The 19,726-nt window shown below is 60.4% G+C and carries 18 protein-coding genes; 11 read left to right on the top strand and 7 right to left on the bottom strand.

What is annotated here, in order from left to right:
• Positions 1-85: 85 nt before the first annotated feature.
• Together C9I57_RS31630 and C9I57_RS33740 are read right to left on the bottom strand one after the other, a co-directional pair.
• Complete coding sequence (locus tag C9I57_RS31630) at positions 86-409, bottom strand: MCP four helix bundle domain-containing protein (protein ID WP_181322022.1); 324 nt, start codon at positions 407-409, stop codon at positions 86-88.
• Positions 410-537: 128 nt separating this feature from the next.
• Positions 538-765 carry an EAL domain-containing protein gene (locus C9I57_RS33740; RefSeq protein ID WP_107154441.1) on the bottom strand — a complete coding sequence of 76 codons (228 nt, stop codon included), beginning with the start codon at positions 763-765 and terminating at the stop codon, positions 538-540.
• A 28-nt stretch (positions 766-793) separates the two neighbouring features.
• Here C9I57_RS33740 and C9I57_RS31620 point away from each other — a divergent pair, with 28 nt between their 5' ends.
• A complete protein-coding gene (locus C9I57_RS31620; RefSeq protein WP_107154440.1) occupies positions 794-1,000 on the top strand; it encodes a hypothetical protein in 207 nt (68 codons plus the stop codon).
• Positions 1,001-1,099: 99 nt separating this feature from the next.
• Here the strand turns inward: C9I57_RS31620 and C9I57_RS31615 are convergent, their stop codons facing one another.
• The 5 genes from C9I57_RS31615 to C9I57_RS31595 all read right to left on the bottom strand — a co-directional run bounded on the left by C9I57_RS31615 (position 1,100) and on the right by C9I57_RS31595 (position 7,480).
• Positions 1,100-2,047, bottom strand: coding sequence for an electron transfer flavoprotein subunit alpha/FixB family protein (locus tag C9I57_RS31615; protein ID WP_107154439.1), 948 nt, complete (start codon positions 2,045-2,047; stop codon positions 1,100-1,102).
• 14 nt (positions 2,048-2,061) lie between these two features.
• Positions 2,062-2,811, bottom strand: coding sequence for an electron transfer flavoprotein subunit beta/FixA family protein (locus tag C9I57_RS31610; protein WP_107154438.1), 750 nt, complete (start codon positions 2,809-2,811; stop codon positions 2,062-2,064).
• 191 nt (positions 2,812-3,002) lie between these two features.
• Positions 3,003-3,854 (bottom strand): 3-hydroxybutyryl-CoA dehydrogenase, encoded by an 852-nt coding sequence (locus C9I57_RS31605; RefSeq protein ID WP_107154437.1) that lies wholly within the window; start codon positions 3,852-3,854, stop codon positions 3,003-3,005.
• Between the two features lie 103 nt (positions 3,855-3,957).
• Positions 3,958-5,748 carry an acyl-CoA dehydrogenase gene (locus C9I57_RS31600; RefSeq protein ID WP_107154436.1) on the bottom strand — a complete coding sequence of 597 codons (1,791 nt, stop codon included), beginning with the start codon at positions 5,746-5,748 and terminating at the stop codon, positions 3,958-3,960.
• Between the two features lie 58 nt (positions 5,749-5,806).
• Positions 5,807-7,480, bottom strand: a complete 1,674-nt coding sequence (locus C9I57_RS31595) for an acyl-CoA synthetase (protein WP_107154435.1) — start codon at positions 7,478-7,480, stop codon at positions 5,807-5,809.
• Between the two features lie 736 nt (positions 7,481-8,216).
• Here C9I57_RS31595 and C9I57_RS31590 point away from each other — a divergent pair.
• From C9I57_RS31590 to C9I57_RS31540, 10 genes are all read left to right on the top strand, one after another.
• Entirely contained in the window at positions 8,217-9,101 is an 885-nt protein-coding gene (locus tag C9I57_RS31590; protein WP_107154434.1) for an acetaldehyde dehydrogenase (acetylating), read from the top strand.
• Positions 9,098-10,105, top strand: coding sequence for a 4-hydroxy-2-oxovalerate aldolase (dmpG, locus tag C9I57_RS31585; protein ID WP_107154433.1), 1,008 nt, complete (start codon positions 9,098-9,100; stop codon positions 10,103-10,105). The genes C9I57_RS31590 and dmpG overlap by 4 nt, the downstream gene beginning before the upstream one ends.
• A 96-nt stretch (positions 10,106-10,201) precedes the next feature.
• The gene (locus C9I57_RS31580) at positions 10,202-10,582 is read left to right on the top strand and encodes a cupin domain-containing protein (protein ID WP_107154432.1); all 381 of its coding nucleotides are present in this window, start codon (positions 10,202-10,204) and stop codon (positions 10,580-10,582) included.
• 71 nt (positions 10,583-10,653) lie between these two features.
• Positions 10,654-11,046 (top strand): carboxymuconolactone decarboxylase family protein, encoded by a 393-nt coding sequence (locus C9I57_RS31575; RefSeq protein ID WP_107154431.1) that lies wholly within the window; start codon positions 10,654-10,656, stop codon positions 11,044-11,046.
• Positions 11,043-12,797, top strand: coding sequence for a thiamine pyrophosphate-binding protein (locus tag C9I57_RS31570; protein WP_107154430.1), 1,755 nt, complete (start codon positions 11,043-11,045; stop codon positions 12,795-12,797). Before C9I57_RS31575 ends, C9I57_RS31570 begins: the two co-directional genes overlap by 4 nt.
• 781 nt (positions 12,798-13,578) lie before the next feature.
• Entirely contained in the window at positions 13,579-14,658 is a 1,080-nt protein-coding gene (locus C9I57_RS31565; protein ID WP_107154429.1) for a porin, read from the top strand.
• Positions 14,659-15,307: 649 nt separating this feature from the next.
• The gene (locus C9I57_RS31555; RefSeq protein WP_107154428.1) at positions 15,308-16,408 is read left to right on the top strand and encodes an ATP-NAD kinase family protein; all 1,101 of its coding nucleotides are present in this window, start codon (positions 15,308-15,310) and stop codon (positions 16,406-16,408) included.
• A gap of 14 nt (positions 16,409-16,422) precedes the next feature.
• A complete protein-coding gene (locus C9I57_RS31550; RefSeq protein WP_107154427.1) occupies positions 16,423-17,421 on the top strand; it encodes a thiamine pyrophosphate-dependent dehydrogenase E1 component subunit alpha in 999 nt (332 codons plus the stop codon).
• A gap of 48 nt (positions 17,422-17,469) precedes the next feature.
• Positions 17,470-18,486: an alpha-ketoacid dehydrogenase subunit beta gene (locus tag C9I57_RS31545; RefSeq protein WP_020566083.1), complete on the top strand. Its 1,017-nt coding sequence runs from the start codon at positions 17,470-17,472 to the stop codon at positions 18,484-18,486.
• A complete protein-coding gene (locus C9I57_RS31540) occupies positions 18,486-19,604 on the top strand; it encodes an acetoin dehydrogenase dihydrolipoyllysine-residue acetyltransferase subunit (RefSeq protein WP_107154426.1) in 1,119 nt (372 codons plus the stop codon). Before C9I57_RS31545 ends, C9I57_RS31540 begins: the two co-directional genes overlap by 1 nt.
• Positions 19,605-19,726 lie beyond the last annotated feature (122 nt).

Raw genomic sequence — 19,726 nt, 5'->3', positions numbered from 1 at the left:
CTGCACCGCGACTTCGGGATTCGCTGCCAGTTCTTCCATCGTGTACACCTGTCCATTAAAGTTGTTAATGGGCACGATGCTCGCGTCAGAACTCCTGCGCTTCAAGGCGCCTTTGCCGGGTGCTTACGATGGTCTTCTTGTTGTCCTCGATTTTTTGATAAATCGAAGCCTTGTCTTTGTCGCTTGCGATGAATAGCTCCATGGTGTGGCGCGCATTGGCACGCGTCATCGCATTGATAGCCTGGGCTGCGTCCGCTTTCACCCACTCTTTGTAGATGATGCTGTCGATGATCTCGCCGATGCTGGTCATTCCGTCCAGGCTGACCGCAATCAACATTGCGATGAGCATCAACACGAGCCCGAAGCTCGCGCCCAGGCGCATACCGATTTTTAGATTTTTAAAATTCATCCGCATTCTTTTCCACATTCCATTTGATCAATGATTTAGGCGGCTATCGCGACCCGCGCGCGCGCCTCCGGCGATGCCCGCGATCAACGTTCCGCCGATGATCGATAGGTCTCATGACTGTTCGCTGTTTATCGCTCATCGTCGGCAATGTCGTGCGGAGCCTCCGCCCGGGACATCCATTGGCTCACTTCGGCTGCTGGCATCGGCCGGCTGATCAGGTAGCCCTGTACCGCATCGCAACCTAGCTGGCGCAGATGTTCGCACTGCTCGTCCCGCTCGACGCCATCGGCCACGACGGCCAGCGTCCGCTTGATTCGAGCGTCACGAGACCAAACCTTTCGGATCGGTGAGGGCATCGATCGCGAAAACCTGCCCGATCACCTCATGATCACGATCGCTCAGCGAATCAGGATGAAACTGCAGCAGTTCCCGAAAGGTGTTCAGCAAGTGCGTCCTCGCAAGCGGGGCAGCCTTCAATATCGGCCATGCGTGCATGAGATAGGAAAGCGGTATGAGGCTTCGGCGTTCACACCAACTATCGAAGAGAAAGATGCACAGTCGATCGATGTCTTCCAGCCCATTCGGTCCTGAAAAGGTTCGCGTCATTTTTGAACGGTCTCACAAGACAAGCTTGGTTGTTGTTCGCGCCGTGAAGCTTATTCGGTGCAGCTTCGATCGCGAAAAAATTAATCAGTTGAGCCGATCCACGAGTTCCGGAACCGCCGTGAACAGGTCTGCGACGACACCATAATCTGCCACACTGAAGATTGGAGCTTCGGGATCCTTGTTTATCGCCACGATCACCTTCGAATCCTTCATGCCCGCCAGATGCTGGATTGCACCGGAAATACCCACTGCCACATACAACTGCGGCGCAACGATCTTGCCCGTCTGCCCCACCTGGTAATCGTTCGGCACGAAGCCCGCATCGACCGCTGCGCGCGAGGCGCCCAGCGCCGCGCCGAGCTTATCGGCCAGCGGCTCGAGCACCTTCGTGTAATTCTCGCCGCTGCCCAGACCCCGGCCACCCGAGACGATGATCTTCGCGCTTGTCAGTTCCGGACGATCGAGCTTCGTCACTTCGCGGCTCACGAACTGCGAAATGCCCGTATCGGCAGCGGCGTCGATCTTCTCGACCGACGCACTGCCGCCTTCGGCCGCGACCGGATCGAACCCCGTCGCGCGCACCGTGATCACCTTGAGTGGATCCGACGACTGTACGGTCGCGATAGCATTGCCCGCGTAGATTGGGCGTTCGAACGTGTCCGCGCTATCGACCGCAGTGATGTCCGAGATCTGGGCAACGTCGAGCTTGGCCGCCACGCGCGGCGCGATGTTCTTCCCGTAGGCAGTGGCCGGCGCGAGGATGTGCGAGTAACCCCTCGCGATGGTCACCACCGTCGCCTCGACGTTCTCTGCGAGGCCCTCGGCCAGTTGCGGCGCGTCGGCCAAAAGCACCTTGCTCACGCCTGCGATCGTCGAGGCACGCTCGGCCGCCGCGTCTGCATCGCGGCCGGCAACCAGCACGTGGACTTCGTCGCCCGTAAACGTGGCAATGACCGCAGCGGCCGCCACGGTGCTCAGCGTCGCGCTCTTGATCGCAGCGTTGTCGTGTTCTGCAATTACCAGAATCGTCATCTTTATTTGCTCCCTCACAGCACCTTGGCTTCGGTCTTCAGCTTCTCGACCAGCGTTTTGATGTCCGGCACCACAACACCGGCGCTGCGCCTCGGCGGCTCGGCCACCTTTAGCGTCTTGAGGCGCGGTGTCACGTCGACACCGAGGTGTTCGGGTTTCAGCGTTTCGAGCGGCTTTTTCTTCGCCTTCATGATGTTAGGCAGTGTCACGTAGCGCGGCTCATTGAGGCGCAGGTCAGTCGTGACCACTGCCGGCAGCGTCAGCGACAGCGTTTCCGTGCCGCCGTCCACTTCACGCGCGACTGTCGCCTTTCCGCCTTCGATTGTCACCTTTGAGGCGAACGTCGCCTGCGGCAGACCGGCCAACGCGGCGAGCATCTGCCCTGTCTGGTTCGAATCGTCATCGATGGCTTGTTTGCCGAGGATGACCAATGAAGGCTGCTCTCTATCGATGAGCGCCTTGAGCAGCTTGGCGACGGCCAACGGCTGCACATCCTCGTTCGACTCGATCAACACAGCGCGATCCGCACCGATCGCCAGCGCCGTACGCAGCGTTTCCTGCGCCTGGGCCACGCCTGCCGACACCGCGATGACCTCGGTTGCCACACCGGCCTCCTTCAACCGCACCGCCTCTTCCACCGCGATCTCGTCGAACGGGTTCATCGACATCTTCACATTCGCAATGTCGACACCCGTGCCTTCCGACTTGACGCGGACCTTCACGTTGTAATCGACTACGCGTTTGACTGCGACAACTACCTTCATCTCCTTTCTCCATTTTGCACTTGCGGCTTATTCCTAACTCAAATCGCGACAGTCGGTCCAAATCTCATTGCCTGTCAGAAATAAAAGCATGACTATTCCTCGGCACATCCAAAAGCGCCGAGTCATTGGCCAGTCATGCGGGTGACGATAAAGCGCAATTCCGCCCGGCCCCTCGTCGTTGGCCAAGCCGTCTAACCGTAGTGGTAGACGCCCCGGTTCGTCTTGCGCCCCAGTCGCCCAGCGGAAACCAGCTCGCGTAGCAGTGGACAAGGCCGGTACCTCGGGTCGCCAAGGTCCTTGACGAGCACCTCTGTCACCGACAGGCAGACGTCGAGTCCGATCAGGTCCGCGAGCGCGAGCGGGCCGATCGGATGATTCGCGCCGAGCTTCATGCCCGCGTCAATTTCCTCGGCGCTTGCGACGCCCTCGGCCAGCACAAAGAATGCCTCGTTGATCATCGGCACGAGGATCCGATTGACCACGAACCCCGGCGAATTCCTGACGCCGATGGGCGACTTGTCGAAGCGTTGCGTCAGCGCGTAAATCGCCTCGGCGACCGCGTCGCTCGTCTGCAAGCCACGGATAATCTCCACGAGCGGCATGAGCGGCACCGGATTGAAGAAGTGCATGCCGATGAAGCGCGAAGGATCGGCAAGCGTCGCCGCGAGCGCCGTAATGGAGATCGATGACGTGTTCGTTGCAATGACCGCGTCTGGGCGCGCCACGGCTTCAATCTGCTTCAGAATCCGTTGCTTGAGCTCGACATTTTCGGTCGCCGCTTCGATCACCAGATCAACATCCGCAAGACGCTGATACTCGGTCGAGGTCTCGATGCGCGAGAGCGCCTCGTCGCGCGCCGCCGCGTCGAGCTTCGCTTTCGCGACGAGCCGCTCGAGGCTCGCGGTCAGCGTCGCGACGCCCTTGGCGAGCTCGGCGTCGGCGACGTCGATCATCACGACCTTCAGGCCGGCGACAGCCGCGGTCTGCGCGATACCGTTACCCATCGTGCCCGCGCCGACGATACCCACGGATTTGATTGTCACTGCTGCTCCTCGATTGCGATAGTGTGCTTCATGTCTATTCAAGGCTCGCATGACGCATATCGTCCGCCAAAGTTTCTTGTACTGCAGCGTGACGGGGATCGTGTCAGAACTGTTCCTCGGACAATGCCAGCACGCCCGCTGCACCTCTCGCACTCGTGATCGAGACTTCGAGCGCCGCCGCCTGGGGCAGGACATGCTCGGCATAGAAACGCGCCGTCGCAATCTTTGCACTGCAAAATGATGGGTCGCGCGTCTCATTGGTCGACGCCGCCAGCAGCGCACGCGCCATTTGCCAACCGCAGAGAACGATGCCCGCAAGCTTTAGGTACGGGACGCTGCCGGCGAACACCGCGTTCGGGTCGTGACTCGCGTTCGCCAGGATGAAGTCGATAACCGTTTCAAGCGATCGCCGGCCTTTCTCGAGTTGCTCGCGCATCGAGACAAAGGCCGCGCCTTCGTGTGCCGCGAGCGCGTCGACGGTCTTCGACACGGCGACGAGGATTCGCTTCCCGACCGCGCCGCCGTCGCGCAGCGTCTTGCGGCTGACCAGATCGTTGGCCTGGATCGCCGTTGTGCCCTCGTAGATGGGCAGAATGCGCGCATCGCGGTAGTGCTGCGCGGCGCCAGTCTCCTCAATAAAGCCCATCCCGCCATGGACCTGAACGCCCAGACTCGTTACCTCGATCGCCAACTCCGTGCTCCAGCCCTTCACCACCGGCACGAGGTATTCGTAGATCGCCTGATGGTCGGCGCGCACGGCATTGTCGGGGTGACGATGCGCGATGTCAGTGTGAGCGGCGGCGACATAGGAGAGCGCGCGGGCGCCTTCGGTCAACGCGCGCATCGTCCCGAGCATGCGGCGCACGTCTGGATGATGGATGATTGTCACGGCCTCTTTCGCTGAGCCGTCCACGGGCCGACTCTGCACGCGCTCCTTCGCATACGAGACCGCTCTCTGATACGCACGATCGGCGACGGCAACCCCCTGTACGCCGACCGCGAAGCGCGCCGCGTTCATCATGATGAACATATACTCGAGGCCGCAGTTGACCTCGCCGACAAGATAGCCGACCGCGCCGCCGTGATCGCCGAATTGGAGCACCGCGGTCGGGCTCGCCTTGATGCCGAGTTTGTGCTCGATCGACACGCAATGCACGTCATTGCGCGCGCCCAGCGACCCGTCTTCATTGACCATGAACTTCGGTACGATGAAGAGCGAGATGCCCTTCACGCCGTCGGGTGCGGCGGGCAGACGCGCAAGCACGAGGTGCACGATATTTTCGGCCATGTCATGCTCGCCCCACGTGACGAAGATCTTCGTGCCGAAGATGCGGTAGGTGCCGTTACCTTGCGGCTCGGCGCGTGTGCGCACTAATGCGAGGTCAGAGCCGGCCTGCGGCTCGGTAAGGTTCATCGTACCTGTCCACTCGCCCGAAATGAGCTTCGGCACGTAGCGTTGCTTCTGTTCTTCGCTGCCGGCGGTCAACAACGCCTCGATTGCGCCGTCGGTCAGGAGCGGGCACAGGGCGAACGAGAGGTTCGCGGCATTGAGCATCTCGATGCAGGGCGTCGCGACCAGCTTTGGCAAAGACTGCCCCCCATAGTTGGTCGGATGCTGCAGCCCCTGCCAGCCACCTTTTACGTACTGCCGGAATGCCTCGTTGAAGCCTGGCGTCGCAGTGACAATGCCATTGCTCCAACTGCTCGGGTTCTTGTCTCCTTCGAAGTTCATCGGTGCGAGCACCTCGCCGCACAGCTTCGCCGATTCGTCGAGGACGGCCCAGGCCGTTTCGCCAGTCGCGTCCTCGAAGCCCGGTAGCGCTGCGATTTCATCCAGAGCGGCCAGTTCCTTCATCACGAACAGCATTTCCTTCACAGGGGCAGTGTAAGTCATGGTCGGTCATTCAATCGTGCAGTCATGTAGGGCGTATGGATATGGATATGCCACATCCCTAGGTCTTGTTCGCGGAGGCGCACGGCGTATCCCCGACCAGGTCGATGGCGCGTCCTGATCCAACACTTGCGCGCAAATCGAATTTCCGGACTTTTCCGGTCGATGTCTTGGGCACCTCTCCAATGCGTACCGCCTTGGGAACTTTGTACCCGGCAAGATACCGACGGCAATGTGTGATGAGCTCTTCGGCGGTCGCGTTTATCCCCTCCTTCAATTCGACAAACGCGCACGGAACTTCACCCCATTTCGGATCTGGCATTGCGACAACTGCCGCAACCGACACCGCGGGGTGCCGGTAAAGCGTGTCTTCGATCTCGATACTCGAAATGTTTTCACCACCGGAAATGATGATGTCCTTGCTGCGATCCTTGATGCGCACATAACCGTCTGGAGCGAGCACTCCCAGATCGCCGGTGTGAAACCAGCCGCCGCGGAAGGCGTCTTCAGTTGCACGTTCGTTTTTCAGATAGCCTTTCATGCAAATGTTGCCGCGGAACATGATCTCACCGACTGTTTCGCCGTCGGGTGGCACGGGTTCGAGCGTGTCTGGATTGAGCACGGTCACCGCTGACTGGAGGTGATAGCGCACGCCTTGCCGTGCAGTCAGGCGCGCTCGCTCGTCGTCATCTAGCGTCTCCCAGGCTTCCTGTTTTGCACAGACCGATGCAGGACCATACACCTCGGTCAGTCCGTACACGTGAGTCAAATCGAAGCCGATCTGCTTCATACTCGCGATCATGGAAGGGGACGGTGCCGCTCCGGCCACCATCGTCGACACCCCGTGATCGATGCCTGCGCGCCATTCTGGAGAGGCATTTGCAAGAGCACTCTGGACGATCGGCGCACCGCAGTAGTGGGTAACGCGCTCGCGCCGGATCAGGTCGAATACAGTCCTGGCATCAAATTTTCGAAGACAAACGTTGACCCCAGCGCGCGCCGCGATCGTCCACGGAAAGCACCAGCCGTTGCAATGGAACATAGGTAATGTCCAAAGGTAGACTGCATGCTTCGGCATATCCCATTCGAGGATATTGCTGAGCGCATTCAGGTAAGCACCACGATGATGGTAAACAACGCCCTTGGGGTCGCCCGTCGTGCCGGACGTGTAGTTGAGTGCAATCGAGTCCCATTCGTCGGCCGGCAGCTTCCACGCAAACTGCGGATCGCCTTCTTGAAGAAAGGCTTCGTAGTCGGTAGCGCGAGCAAATGCGTTGGGATCCGCGGGCATCACGTCGCTTACACTGATGATGCGCAACTGCGGGAGCTCGAGGGCCGCGCGACGCGCAAGTTCGGCAAACTCCGTGTCGACGATCAGAAACTTTGCCTCGCCGTGCCGCAACATGAACAGTAGCGACGCAATATCGAGCCGCGTGTTCAGCGTATTGAGCACCGCGCCGGACATCGGCACACCGAAATGCGCTTCGATCATCGCGGGAATGTTCGGTAGCAATACCGCTACGGTGTGCCCGCGGCTGATACCCGCCCGCTCGAGCGCGCTGGCGAGGCACCTTGCGCGCACGTATGTTTCGCGCCAGGTGCGGCGCACGTCACCATGGATAACCGCAAGGCGGTCTCCATAAACGTCGGCCGCTCGCGCGATAAATTCGAGAGGTGTGAGGGGGACATAGTTGGCCTGCCGGCGGCCGAGGCCCTCATCGAACATGTGCGTCATGACATCGCTTCCTAGCTTTGCTGATCTTGATCAACAAAGACTAGCAACCTACATTGTTGAGCGTCTGTCATTGCGATGACAGAGTCTTCCCGAGCGCACCATATCCTCTTTTTCTCCCAAATCCGTCCATGAATGACGTTCCAGACAGCCCGTCCGCCCCGCTCGACGTACTCGACGTCCACCGGCTGAGCGCATTCGGCCGTGACCAGATTAACCACCTTTGCCGAACGTCGGCCACGCCTGAGGCATAGCCTTGACCCGCAGCGCTTGCTGGACCAGGCGGCCTTCGGGCGGCGCGTCATCTCACTAGCGAGTTGCTTATGCGTCGCCAGTTCGTTGGACGCGCGTTTACGCTGGCCCCCCTGCCCCCAGCGGCTACCCAGAAGCTGCAAGCGAGGGATTTGCGGCCCAATACCCTCGCCGCTTACGTTTGCGACAAAACGCACGCGGTTTGTCGGGAAGCCGACGTCATTCGGCCGGCGCGAATTCTGCAAGTGCCCCGGAGGCCCGGCCTGTCGCTTTCCGGGGGCGGCGGGCCGACATGGCGCGGAATCTGCGTGAGAGCGGTCCGCGGTGACGTCTGGCCGATGCTCGAATCCGGAGCTAAAGACCATATGCCTACCGCAGAAAGAGCGTATGGCGCGGATTTGCAGCCGCGATTTGCAACCTCCGATTTCTGGCCTTTTCCTGAACTGGAGGGCGCCAATGTTTACGTTTTCAGAAAGAGGAATGCGATATGAATGATCCACGCACGACCGTAGCCATCATTGGCCCTGGAAATATCGGCACGGATCTGATGTGCAAGGTTCTCGAGTCGGAAGATTTGAGCCTGGCATTCGTGGTCGGACGCAATCCGAAGAGCCGCGGGCTCGCCATCGCAAAAGAGCGTGGCGTCGAGACGTCGGCGGATGGAATCGATTTCCTTCAGGCGCACAGCGATGCGTACGACATCGTCTTCGATGCGACCGACGCCTATGCGCATGTCGAGCACAATGCGTTCTTTTCCGCTTCGGGGAAATTTGCCGTCGATCTGACGCCGGCCTGCATCGGTATGGCGTGTGTGCCGTCAGTCAACCTGGTCGACGTCGCCGGGCAGCAAAACGTTAGCCTAATTACCTGCGGCGGACAGGCGAGTGTGCCACTCGTGCATGCGCTAAGGCAGGTGACGCAGCAGATCGACTACCTCGAGGTCGTTTCGACGATCGCGGCTGCGAGCGCCGGCGTGGCGACGCGAGAGAACATCAACAATTACCTCACGACGACGGAGCGGGCCTTGTCCCAGTTTTCGGGGGCGAACGCGGTCAAGGCGATTCTGAACATCAACCCCGCCGAACCGGGCGTCTCGATGCAAACGACGATCTATGCGAACGCGAAGTTCGGTGAATTTTCAGAGATCGAGGACGCAATCGGGAAGGCCGTCGCGTCCGTACAAGAATACGTCCCGGGGTTTCAGATCGTTCTCGCGCCGGTTCTCGATGCAGGACGAATCACTGTCAGCGTGAAGGTGCACGGCAGCGGACATCATCTGCCGAGCTATGCGGGAAATCTCGACATTATCAATTGCGCGGCTGTCGCGGTGGCGGCGTACAAGGGCAGTCTGACGAGGAGCGTGCAATCGTGAAAGGCTACATCACTCTAACCGACGCATCCCTGCGCGACGGCAATCACGCGGTGCGGCACCAGTTGACGACTGGGCAGATCACCCGCTACGCGCAGGCCGCCGACGAGGCTGGCATCGATATCGTGGAGGTGGGCCACGGTAACGGACTGGGGGCCTCATCGGCCCTGCTGGGTAAAGCGGTGACCACCGATGCGGAGATGCTGGTGTCCGTCCGCGCAAAGCTCAGGCACTCGAAGCTCGGCATTCATTTCATCCCCGGGACCGGCAAGCTATCCGATATCGAAGTTGCGCTCGAAGCGGGCGTCGACGTGTTTCGGCTGGCATCGCATTGCACCGAGGCCAATATCACGCGGCAATTCATCGAGTATGTGAGGCATGCTGGGAAAACCGCCTATGGCGTGCTGATGATGTCGCATATGGCCGATGCCGGCGAGATTCTGAAACAGTCCCGCCTTATGCAATCGTATGGCGCCCACGCGATCGTCCTGATGGACAGCGCGGGCTTTTCGACCCCGGATCTCGTTAAGGAAAAGGTCGAGCGCCTGATTGACGGTCTCTCTATACCGGTCGGGTATCACGCTCACAACAACTTGGGGCTCGCGGTGGCGAACTCGATTGCCGCGGCGGAGAGCGGTGCGACGCTACTGGACGCATGTGTTTGCGGCTTCGGCGCCGGCGCCGGCAACACGCAGCTCGAAACGCTCGTTCCAGTTCTCGAGCGCTATGGATACCGGACAGGTACGAGCTTCGAGCGTACGGTCAGACTCGCGAGGGGCGCGGACAAGGTCCTGCCGATCCGCACCCCTCACATCGCCATCGACAACATCAGCTCGGGCGTCTTCGGCCTCTTTTCGGGCTACGTTCCGCACATCGAGCGCCTTGCGTCCGAGCTGAAGATCGATTCGTTCGAGTTGTGCCAGGCGCTTGCGCATCGAAAGCTGGTGGCGGGGCAAGAGGACGTGATCGTCGAGGAAGCGTACCGTCTTGCGGCAAGGAGCGCCTAAGGCGTTGCCGTCAGGTAGTTGCGTTTGACAAAGAGAGTACTTCCCGACGTTTACCGTCCCTGTGCCGGTTGAACAACCATTGCGGAGCCATGGATCATGGTAACTAAGAGCGAAATAGCGCATTACAGCCTGGGCGACCTGCCCGTCAAGGCCCTCGGCGAAAGCATCACGCAGCAGATCGTCAACGGAAAAGATCTGACGCTTTCCCTGTTGACGCTGAAATCCGGAGCAACGGTTGCCCGGCATGCTCATCCGAACGAGCAACTGACCTACATCATGCAAGGCACGGTGGCATTTCGCGTGGGCGAAGCGCTCGAGCACGAGTTCACGGTGAGGGCCGGCGAGATGCTGCATATTCCCGCCAACGTCCCGCATAGCGCGCATGCGCTGGAGGACACGCTCGATCTCGATATCTTCTCGCCGCGGCGAACCGACTGGATGAGACCCGGCGGCGAGGACTATTTCCACAACCACTGACCGCATTGCCGCTGCGCAAGGGACGCCCAACATTCATGGCGGTACTTTCACTCGCTAAGAGGAAATCATTCATGGAACAGGAAAAAGGCAGTCTTTCGAGCGGCGTGAGCGCCGGTCAGCGGGAGCTGGATGAAAGCTATCATCCGGCGCACGTTGCCTCCCTGAGAGCACTGAAGGGGTTTTGCCCCGACTATTTCTCGATTATCGAGGAGTTCGGGCTCGGCAACTTGTGGCAACGACCAGGCTTGACGGCGCGCGACAAGGAGCTCGTGGTTTTTTCGACATTGATCACACAGGGCGATACCGAAGTCCAGTTGCGTCAGCACGTGCACACCGCGTTGAAACGAGGCATGAAGTTCGAAGAGATTCTCGAGTGCATCATCCTGCTCGCGGTCTACGTCGGGGTTCCGCGCACGTTGAACGCGATCCAGATTGTTCGATCCGAACTGGCGGAGGTCGCATGAACGTCGCCGATGCAATCGTCAGCGCTTTGCGCGAGGAAGGCATCCGGCATCTCTTCTGCGTGCCGGGGGAAACGATCGACCCCCTGCTTGAAAGCCTGACGCGCCAGCATGAAGTGAAACCCATCATTTGCGCGCATGAAGCCGGCGCAGCCTACATGGCCGATGGGTATGCACGCGCAGGCGGCCGCTTCGGCGTCTACGCGACGACGAGCGGGCCAGGCTTCACAAATTCGCTAACCGCGCTGGCGACGGCCTGCACGGACCGATCGCCGCTGCTGGCGATCTCGGGAGAAGTGAAGCAGGAGCGGGCGGGGCGGGGCGCGTTCCAGGACTCCAGCGGGGCGGGAATCCGGGGTGCCGATATGGCGGCTTCGATCACCGCGCTGCAGCTGGATCTGACTGCGCCATCGCTCACCTGGCATCACCTCGCGCGTCTGTTGCACAGCATGCTGGATCATGCGTCGCGAGGCCCGGTTCATTTGTCGATTCCCTCCGACGTTCAAGGAGCCCAGGCCACGGGCGAGTGGGCGAGGCTTCCTCGGTCCCTGTATCAGCCTCGCTTCGTGGACATCGGCAGTTGCGACGCATTCTGGGAGCAGGTCGGGACAAAGGCCAAGGTGGCTGTGCTTGCCGGTTCCGGATGCGTGCAGTCGGACGCCGCCGAAGCGCTCGTTCGGTTTGCGGAAAGCTTTGACATACCGGTGGCTACGACCCTGCCAGCAAAAGGTGTATTTCCCGAGGATCATCGCCTTAGTCTCGGTGTGATGGGCTGGCCGGGTAACAGACCGGCGATCGATGCGCTCACTTCCGGCAATCTCGATGTGCTTTTTGTGCTCGGATCGCGACTGAACATGCTGGACACGCTGATCTGGACGGATGGATTCAGGCCTCGGCATGCGCTGATCGCAAACGACATCAACGCAAGCGGTGTGTTTCAGGACTATCCTGTGGACCTACCGATACTCGGCGACGCCCGCAGCTGCCTTGACGCGCTGAACTACGCAGAGCCGTCGCTGTCCGCTCGCCTGCGAGCGAGCCGGGGAGACCGGCTGGACTGGCTCTTCTCGCTGAAACCGGACGGCACGCTGACCGATCCGATCCGGCGTAGCGCATCTCGACTAATGCGCCTGCACCCGGCTGAAGCAATCACGGTGCTGCGCCGCGTGATGCCGCGCTCAACCATGCTGTTCATCGACAGCGGCGCACACGCTTTTTTCGCGGGGCACTACTGGACCGCATTCGAACCGCGGCGTTTCTTTACGTCGATTAAGTACATGGGAGCGATGGGCTGGGCGATTCCCGCGGCGATCGGCGCGAAGCTGGCTCGTCCTAACGACCCGTGCGTGGTCGTGACCGGCGACGGCTGCATGCTGATGCACGGCGTCGAAATGCAAACTGCTGCTCGCTATGACATTCCGCTGGTATGCGTGGTACTAAATAACTCGGCGTACGGCAATCCGAAACTACGTGCTGACCGGATCAGCCCAGAGTTGGGGCGATTACATGAGCTGCCGACGCACGACTGGGCGAAATTCGCCGCATCGCTCGGAGCACTCGGCATGACCGTGCACGACGCATCGGACCTCGAGGATGCATTTGAGCAGGCGCTGCAGGCACGAACGGCCGTGGTGATCGATGTGCGCACCGAAAACGTCCCAACGCCAACCGAGGCGTTCGACCGGATGGCCGCGGGCGGGGCTCCCCTCCAAGGATCGCAGGTCCGCTCCGCTCTGCGCGCGGACGAAACGTAGGACGCCGGGCGCACAGAGGCATTCGACACTTCCAAGGAGCAGTGCTGAAATAGGCAGCTGTCGTCCGGATCGATGTCCGTCGCTGCGCTGGTGCGTTCATCCAACGTGCGGTCACTATGGCGCAAAAGTCCTAGTCGATAGGCAATGGCCTAAGTAGGCTTGCTTCCAGACGAGCCGCAATGACTCGAACTTTCCCGCTGCGTAGCTTTGGCGAAATCGTGTAGCAAAAGCTTAAGACGAGTGGGGGCCGCCCTTGAGTATCGTCAGAAGCGAAGCAGTTAAACAAAGCCCCAGTTATTACAAACGTGCATAAAACAATCGTCAGGCTTTTTCAGCGGCGTTGCGACGATCATAAATGACGGAGACAAACATGAAGGCAATCTTGAGGACGATGGACGGCTAGAGTCAAAGCGCTCGGGCGCGCTGTGTTGTGACGTTGAAGCACGCACGGGGCGCGGCGACGTGGAGCCACCCATGAGGGCAAGGCATTTTTGACGGCGATCGACGGCAAGGGCGCTAGCCTCAGGTCCTAACGCAAGAATGCGGTGTGCTCGCGCGCCGCCTTCCCCCGAAGAAGAGACCTTGGTGCGGTTCGATTGGAGATAGCCCTAGAGTATCGGGGCAAGCGGTGCTGTACCCCGTCCGAACCCGATAGCAGTCGTTGTAAAGTCGTTGCTTCGGGAGCATTTATTTACTTAGGATAACTAAATAAAAAGTCGATGCCCTATCCGGATATGACGGAATCAGACCGGCCCGAGATGATATCGAAGGAGACAGCAAAATGAATCAAGAACGATGGATAGCAACAAACGGTTTAGGCGTTGGAGTATTGGCGTTGGCGATGGCTGGCGCCGCTCACGCGCAAAGCAGCGTTACGCTGTATGGCGCCGTTGACACTGGCTTGCTTTTTACCAATAAGTCGCTGAATGCGTCGACGGGGCGGAACGGCACGGAATTTTCGCTGGTCGATAGTGCTGATTCTGTATCGATGTTCGGGCTCTCAGGCGAGGAAGACGTCGGCAACGGCGTCAAAGCGAAGTTCAAGCTTGAGAGCGGCTTCAGCATGACCAACGGCGCATTCAACGATTCAAACGGCAATTTTTTCGGACGACAGGCGTGGATCGGACTGAGCAACGGCCTCGGCGAGTTCAAGACCGGTTTGCAGTTTTCACCATTCTTACTATCGCTGTACGAACTCGACGCGCGCGGTTTATCGCAATTCGGCAGCAGCATTGTGAACTATGTCGACAACGTGTTGGCTACGGGGATTTTCAACGCCAACGCCGTGTCGTATTCGAGCCCAGTGTTCGCCGGATTACAAGGCAGCGTGATGTTCGCGTTTGGCGGCGAGGCGGGCAATTTTTCCGCCGGCCGTCAGTATTCCGCCAGCCTGAAATACGACAACGGCAGCGTGATGGTCAGTTCGTCGTTATACAACGGCAATGCGGGCGGCACGGCTCAGACGCCTGTTCCGACGACGGAGCCGTTTCTCGGTCGCATGCTCGGTGGCGCATATAAATTCGGCAAGGTAACGGTCAAGGCATCGTTCGCAAGCTACAAGGTAGCTGGCTCGTTCAACAACAACGTCTATGGTGGCGGGGTTGACTATCTGGTGCTGCCGGATCTCGATGTGAACGGCGGTGTCTGGGTCACGAGCGATCGAAATCAGACCAAAAATCACTCGCTGATGGGCGCGACGGGAGCCCGATATTTCCTATCGAAACGGACCACGGTGTATGGGCAGGTGGGCGTTGTGAACAACCACGGAGCCATGAACACTGGCCTCTCGATCGATGGGGCGCTGAACGGTGTCACGGGCACGACGGTGGGCGCCAATGTTGGTATTAATCACCATTTCTAAAAGAGATCTTTAGTCGGCGATGTTGCGCTTCGATCGGCCATCGGGCCTGCACGAACGCTATCGGACGGAGCGCAACGACTTCATTAGGGAGATGTTGATGGGAAGCGGTGGAAAGTCGCTGAGAGCGATGGTTGAAGATTGGTTGGCGCCAGCCCCAGGCAACAGCGTAAGAGTCAGTCTGTTCAAACGGGCCAGAAATGGGGCCTACGTTTGTGTGGAAGCTGACAACGTGGCAGGCCATGTATCCATGTTCTTTTTTCGCCACGACGATGGATCATGGTGTGTCTTCCCGCCGAGCCAAAAGGGTCCGTCTATGCGCACCGCTTAGCGCTCATTGGCCGAACTGTGATGCATGACGAAGCCCGAACGGTTTTGATCTGACGTTTGGGGCCCTCAACTTAGTGGGAAACCGATCGCTGTTACCTGCCTGCGCGGTCAATATGGCGCTCCGCAGTATTCCAGAAATGATGAATCAAGCTCTACAAGAGCGCATCAAGCAGATACCAGAACATATACTAGAGACACCGCATGATAGGCGAGCCGCAATTGTATGCCGACCTGTATCGTTGCCCGTTGGCGCCGCGAGCAGCTTCTGCACGAGCCCGCCTTGACGCTGCGATCGCGCGGCGGCGGACACTAGGAGGCTGACATGCGCGAGCCCTCCTCAGTCCGTGCGCCGTTAGTCGGCATCATCGCCAATCCCATTTCGGCACGCGATATCCGCCGCGTGATCGCCAACGCAAACAGCCTGCAGTTGGCAGACCGCGTGAATATCGTCCTGCGCCTTCTGGCCGCGTTGGCCGCGGGCGGCGTTAGCCGCGTTCTGATGATGCCGGACCGCGAGGGGCTGCGGGTCATGCTGCAGCGGCATCTTGCACGTTCGCAAGGGCCCGACGCCGCGCTGACGGCAGTCGATTACCTGGACATGCCGGTCACCGGTAGCGTGGACGATACGCTGCGCGCCGCAGGAATGATGCGCGAGGCTCGCGTAGCCGCCATCGTGGTGCTCGGCGGTGATGGGACGCATCGTGCGGTGGTCCGCGAGTGCGGCAAGGTACCGATCGTCGGGATCTCTACGGGCACCAACAATGCCTTTCCCGAAATGCGCGAGCCCACGATCACCGGACTGGCGACCGGCTTGTTTGCAACCGGCCGCATTCCGGCATGGTGCGCGCTCGCGAATAACAAGCGCCTGGAAGTGACGATTCGCGAGCCGAACGGAGCGGTGCGGCGCGATATCGCTCTAGTGGACGCCGTCATCTCTCGCGAGCAATACATCGGCGCGCGCGCCGTATGGAAAACCGACACGCTGGCAGCAGTCTACGTGTCATACGCCAGTCCGCAGGCGATTGGCCTATCTGCCATCGCGGGCCTGCTGGAACCGGTCGGCCGACATGAACGCGGCGGTCTGGCGATCGAACTGGGTCGGCCCGGCCGTTGCGCGTTCGAGCTGATTGCGCCGATCGCGCCCGGCCTGATGCAACCGGTGCCGATCGCTAACTGGCAGCGCCTTGAGCATGCCGTGCCGCAGCGCGTGCAACAGCACGCCGGCATCGTCGCGCTCGACGGCGAGCGCGAGCTGGCTTTCGGCCCGCACGACGAAGTCGTCGTCACCTTGCACGAGAAGGCCTTTCGCAGCATCGACGTGGCCGCCTGCATGCGCTATGCGGCGGGCGCGCAGCTGATGCGCAGCGGTGCAGGTGCACGCCTGCCCAATCCCCAGTTCGACGCCCCTACCACTCAAACCTGAAAAAGGAGACAAACGTGGAAGCAGACATCGCAGCGCAGGTTCGGCTACCGCTCGACAAGGAAACACTGCTCGCGGTCTATCGCAAGATGCGGATGATCCGTGAATTCGAAGAGCGACTGCACGTCGACTTCGGCCGCGGGGACATTCCCGGCTTCGTCCACCTCTATGCTGGCGAGGAAGCGGCGGGGGTCGGCATCCTGCATCACTTGAATGACGGCGACCGTATCGCGAGCACGCACCGTGGACATGGTCATTGCATCGCCAAAGGCGTGGATCCGGTGGCGATGATGAAGGAGATTTATGGCCGCAAGGGCGGCTCCTGCAATGGCAAGGGCGGCTCAATGCATATAGCCGACCTGTCCAAGGGAATGATGGGGGCTAACGGCATTCTCGGAGCCGGTGCGCCACTGATCTGTGGCGCGGCACTGGCTGCCAAGTTTCGCGGCAAAGGCGAGGTCGGCATCACCTTCTGCGGCGACGGCGCGTCGAACCAGGGCACCTTTCTCGAAAGCCTGAACTTGGCGGCAGTCTGGAATTTGCCGGTGATCTTCGTGATCGAGAACAACGGCTATGCCGAATCGACCGCGCGCGAATATGGCACCGCCGTGGATAGCTATGTCGATCGCGCCGCCGGCTTCGGTATCCCTGGCGTGACAGTGGACGGCACCGACTTCTTCGCCGTCCATGAGGCTGCGGGCGAAGTCATCCGGCGCGCACGCGAGGGCGGCGGGCCGTCGTTGCTCGAATGCAAAATGGTGCGCTTCTATGGCCACTTCGAAGGCGATGCGCAGACTTACCGTGCGCCCGGCGAACTCGACGACATTCGCGCCAACAAGGATTGCATCAAGAAGTTCACGCACGCAGTGACGCGTGCAGAGCTCATTTCGCGCGATGAGCTGGACGCAATCGACCATGAAGTCTTGGGGTTGATCGAGCATGCAGTGCAGGAGGCCAAGGCGGCGCCGCTGCCGGGCCCTGAAGACCTGCTCACGGACGTCTACGTCAGCTATTGAAATCATTTTGCGACGAACGATCCAATAATCAAATCAGGAGACTTAACCATGGCCCGCAAATTGAGTATGAAGCTGGCGATCAATGAAGCGATCGATCAGGAAATGAGCCGTGATCCGAGCGTGATCATGTTGGGCGAGGATATCGTCGGCGGTGCCGGCGCAAACGGCGAAAAAGACGCGTGGGGTGGTGCGCTCGGCGTGACCAAGGGCTTGTATGCCAAGCACGGCGATCGACTGCTTGACACGCCGTTGTCCGAGTCAGCCTACGTCGGGGCGGCCATTGGTGCAGCCGCGTGTGGCATGCGGCCGATTGCCGAGTTGATGTTCATCGACTTCATGGGCGTGTGTTTTGACCAGATCTATAACCAGGCTGCGAAGTTTCGCTACATGTTCGGCGGCAAGGCCGAAACGCCAGTGGTGATCCGCGCGATGGTCGGCGCCGGCTTTCGGGCCGCCGCTCAGCACAGCCAGATGCTGACACCGTTGTTTACCCACATTCCCGGCCTCAAGGTGGTGTGCCCGTCCACGCCTTATGACACCAAGGGGCTGCTGATCCAGGCCATCCGCGACAACGACCCGGTGATTTTTTGCGAGCACAAGAACCTGTACGGCCTCGAAGGCGAGGTGCCGGAGAACTCGTACACGATTCCGTTTGGCGAGGCCAACATCGTGCGCGACGGCAAACACGTATCGATCGTCACTTACGGCCTGATGGTTCATCGGGCATTGGAGGCGGCCGCGGCGCTCGCCAAGGAGGGCATCGAGGCCGAGATAGTCGATCTGCGCACGCTGTCGCCGCTGGATATCGACACGGTGCTGGAAACGGTCGAGAACACTGGCCGCTTGGTGGTGGTGGACGAGGCCAGCCCACGCTGCAACATCGCCACCGATATCTCGGCGCAGGTGGCTCAGCGCGCGTTCGGTGCCCTGAAGGCGGCCATCGAGATGGTTTGCCCGCCGCATACGCCGGTGCCGTTCTCGCCCACACTAGAAGACCTGTATATCCCCAGTGCCGGACAGATCGCGGAAGCAGCTCGCCGCACGATGAACGGAGGGCAGCACTGATGGCCGGCATTATCCCGATTGTGATGCCCAAGTGGGGGCTGGAGATGTCCGAAGGCACCGTGCAGGATTGGCTGGTTCGGGAAGGCGAGCGCATCGAAGTCGGGCAGGCGCTGGTCGATGTCGATACCGATAAGATTTCCAACGCGGTGGAAGCCTCGGATCCCGGACTGCTGCGCCGTATTGTCGCGCAGAGCGGCGAGACACTGCCCGTCAAGGCGCTGCTGGGCGTGCTGGCAGAGACGGATGTCAGCGATGCCGAGATTGAAGCTTACATCGCCGCGTTCGAGGTGCCGGCTATCGACAGCGAAGACGAGAACGGGGGGCCGACGTTCGACTATGCCGACGTCGATGGTATCCGCGTGCGTTACGCGCGGCGCGGACCGGACGAGGGCCGGCCCGTATTGTTCATCCACGGCTTCGGTGGCGACCTGAACAACTGGCTGTTCAATCTCGACGCGGTGGCGGAACAACACCCGGTGATCGCGTTGGACCTGCCGGCGCACGGGCAAAGCCAGACCAAGCTGCCTGGCACGTCCATGGCGGCGCTGGCCGCCTTCGTGTTGAAGTTCTTGGATGCTGTGGGCGAGAGCGGGCCAGTTCATCTGGTGGGTCATTCGATGGGCGGCGCCATCGCCCTCCAGATGGCGTTCGACGCGCCAGCACGCGTGGCCAGCCTGGCCTTGGTCAGCCCGGCTGGTTTCGATGCTGCCATCAACGCGGGTTATACCGACGGCTTCGTCAAGGCTCAGTCTCGCCGCGACCTCAAGCCGGTGCTGGAGCAACTGTTCGCCGATCCGGGGTTGGTGAGTCGCCAGATGATCGATGACATGCTCAAGTTCAAACGCATGGACGGGGTCGAGCCGTTGCTGGCCGAATTGAGCGCCGCGCTGTTCAAGGACGGCAAGCAGTCGGCCGTGCTGGTCGGCGATCTGCGGACATTCGGCAAGCCCATACTTGTTTTCTGGGGCAAAGACGATCGCGTCATTCCCGCAGACCAGGCAGCCAACGCACCGCCTGGCGCACAGGTGGTCCTGTTCGACGCCACTGGCCACATGGCCATGCTTGAAAAGGCCGGCGAGGTGAACGCCGCATTGCAACGGCATTTGTCCGCAGGCTGACCGCTCGAGCAGCAGACCGCACCGCCGCGGCAGGCGCCGCGGCGAGTTTTACTCGCATGACAAACGAGTAGGTGAAAGTCATTGACGCTGGTCACAAGTCAATCGGTCAATGCGAACGGCGG

The organism is Trinickia symbiotica, assembly GCF_003028655.1.
In the GTDB taxonomy this organism is placed as follows: Bacteria; Pseudomonadota; Gammaproteobacteria; order Burkholderiales; family Burkholderiaceae; genus Trinickia; species Trinickia symbiotica_A.
The sequence above is the reverse complement of the archived record's forward strand: the minus strand, read 5'-3'. Positions and strand labels throughout refer to the sequence as shown.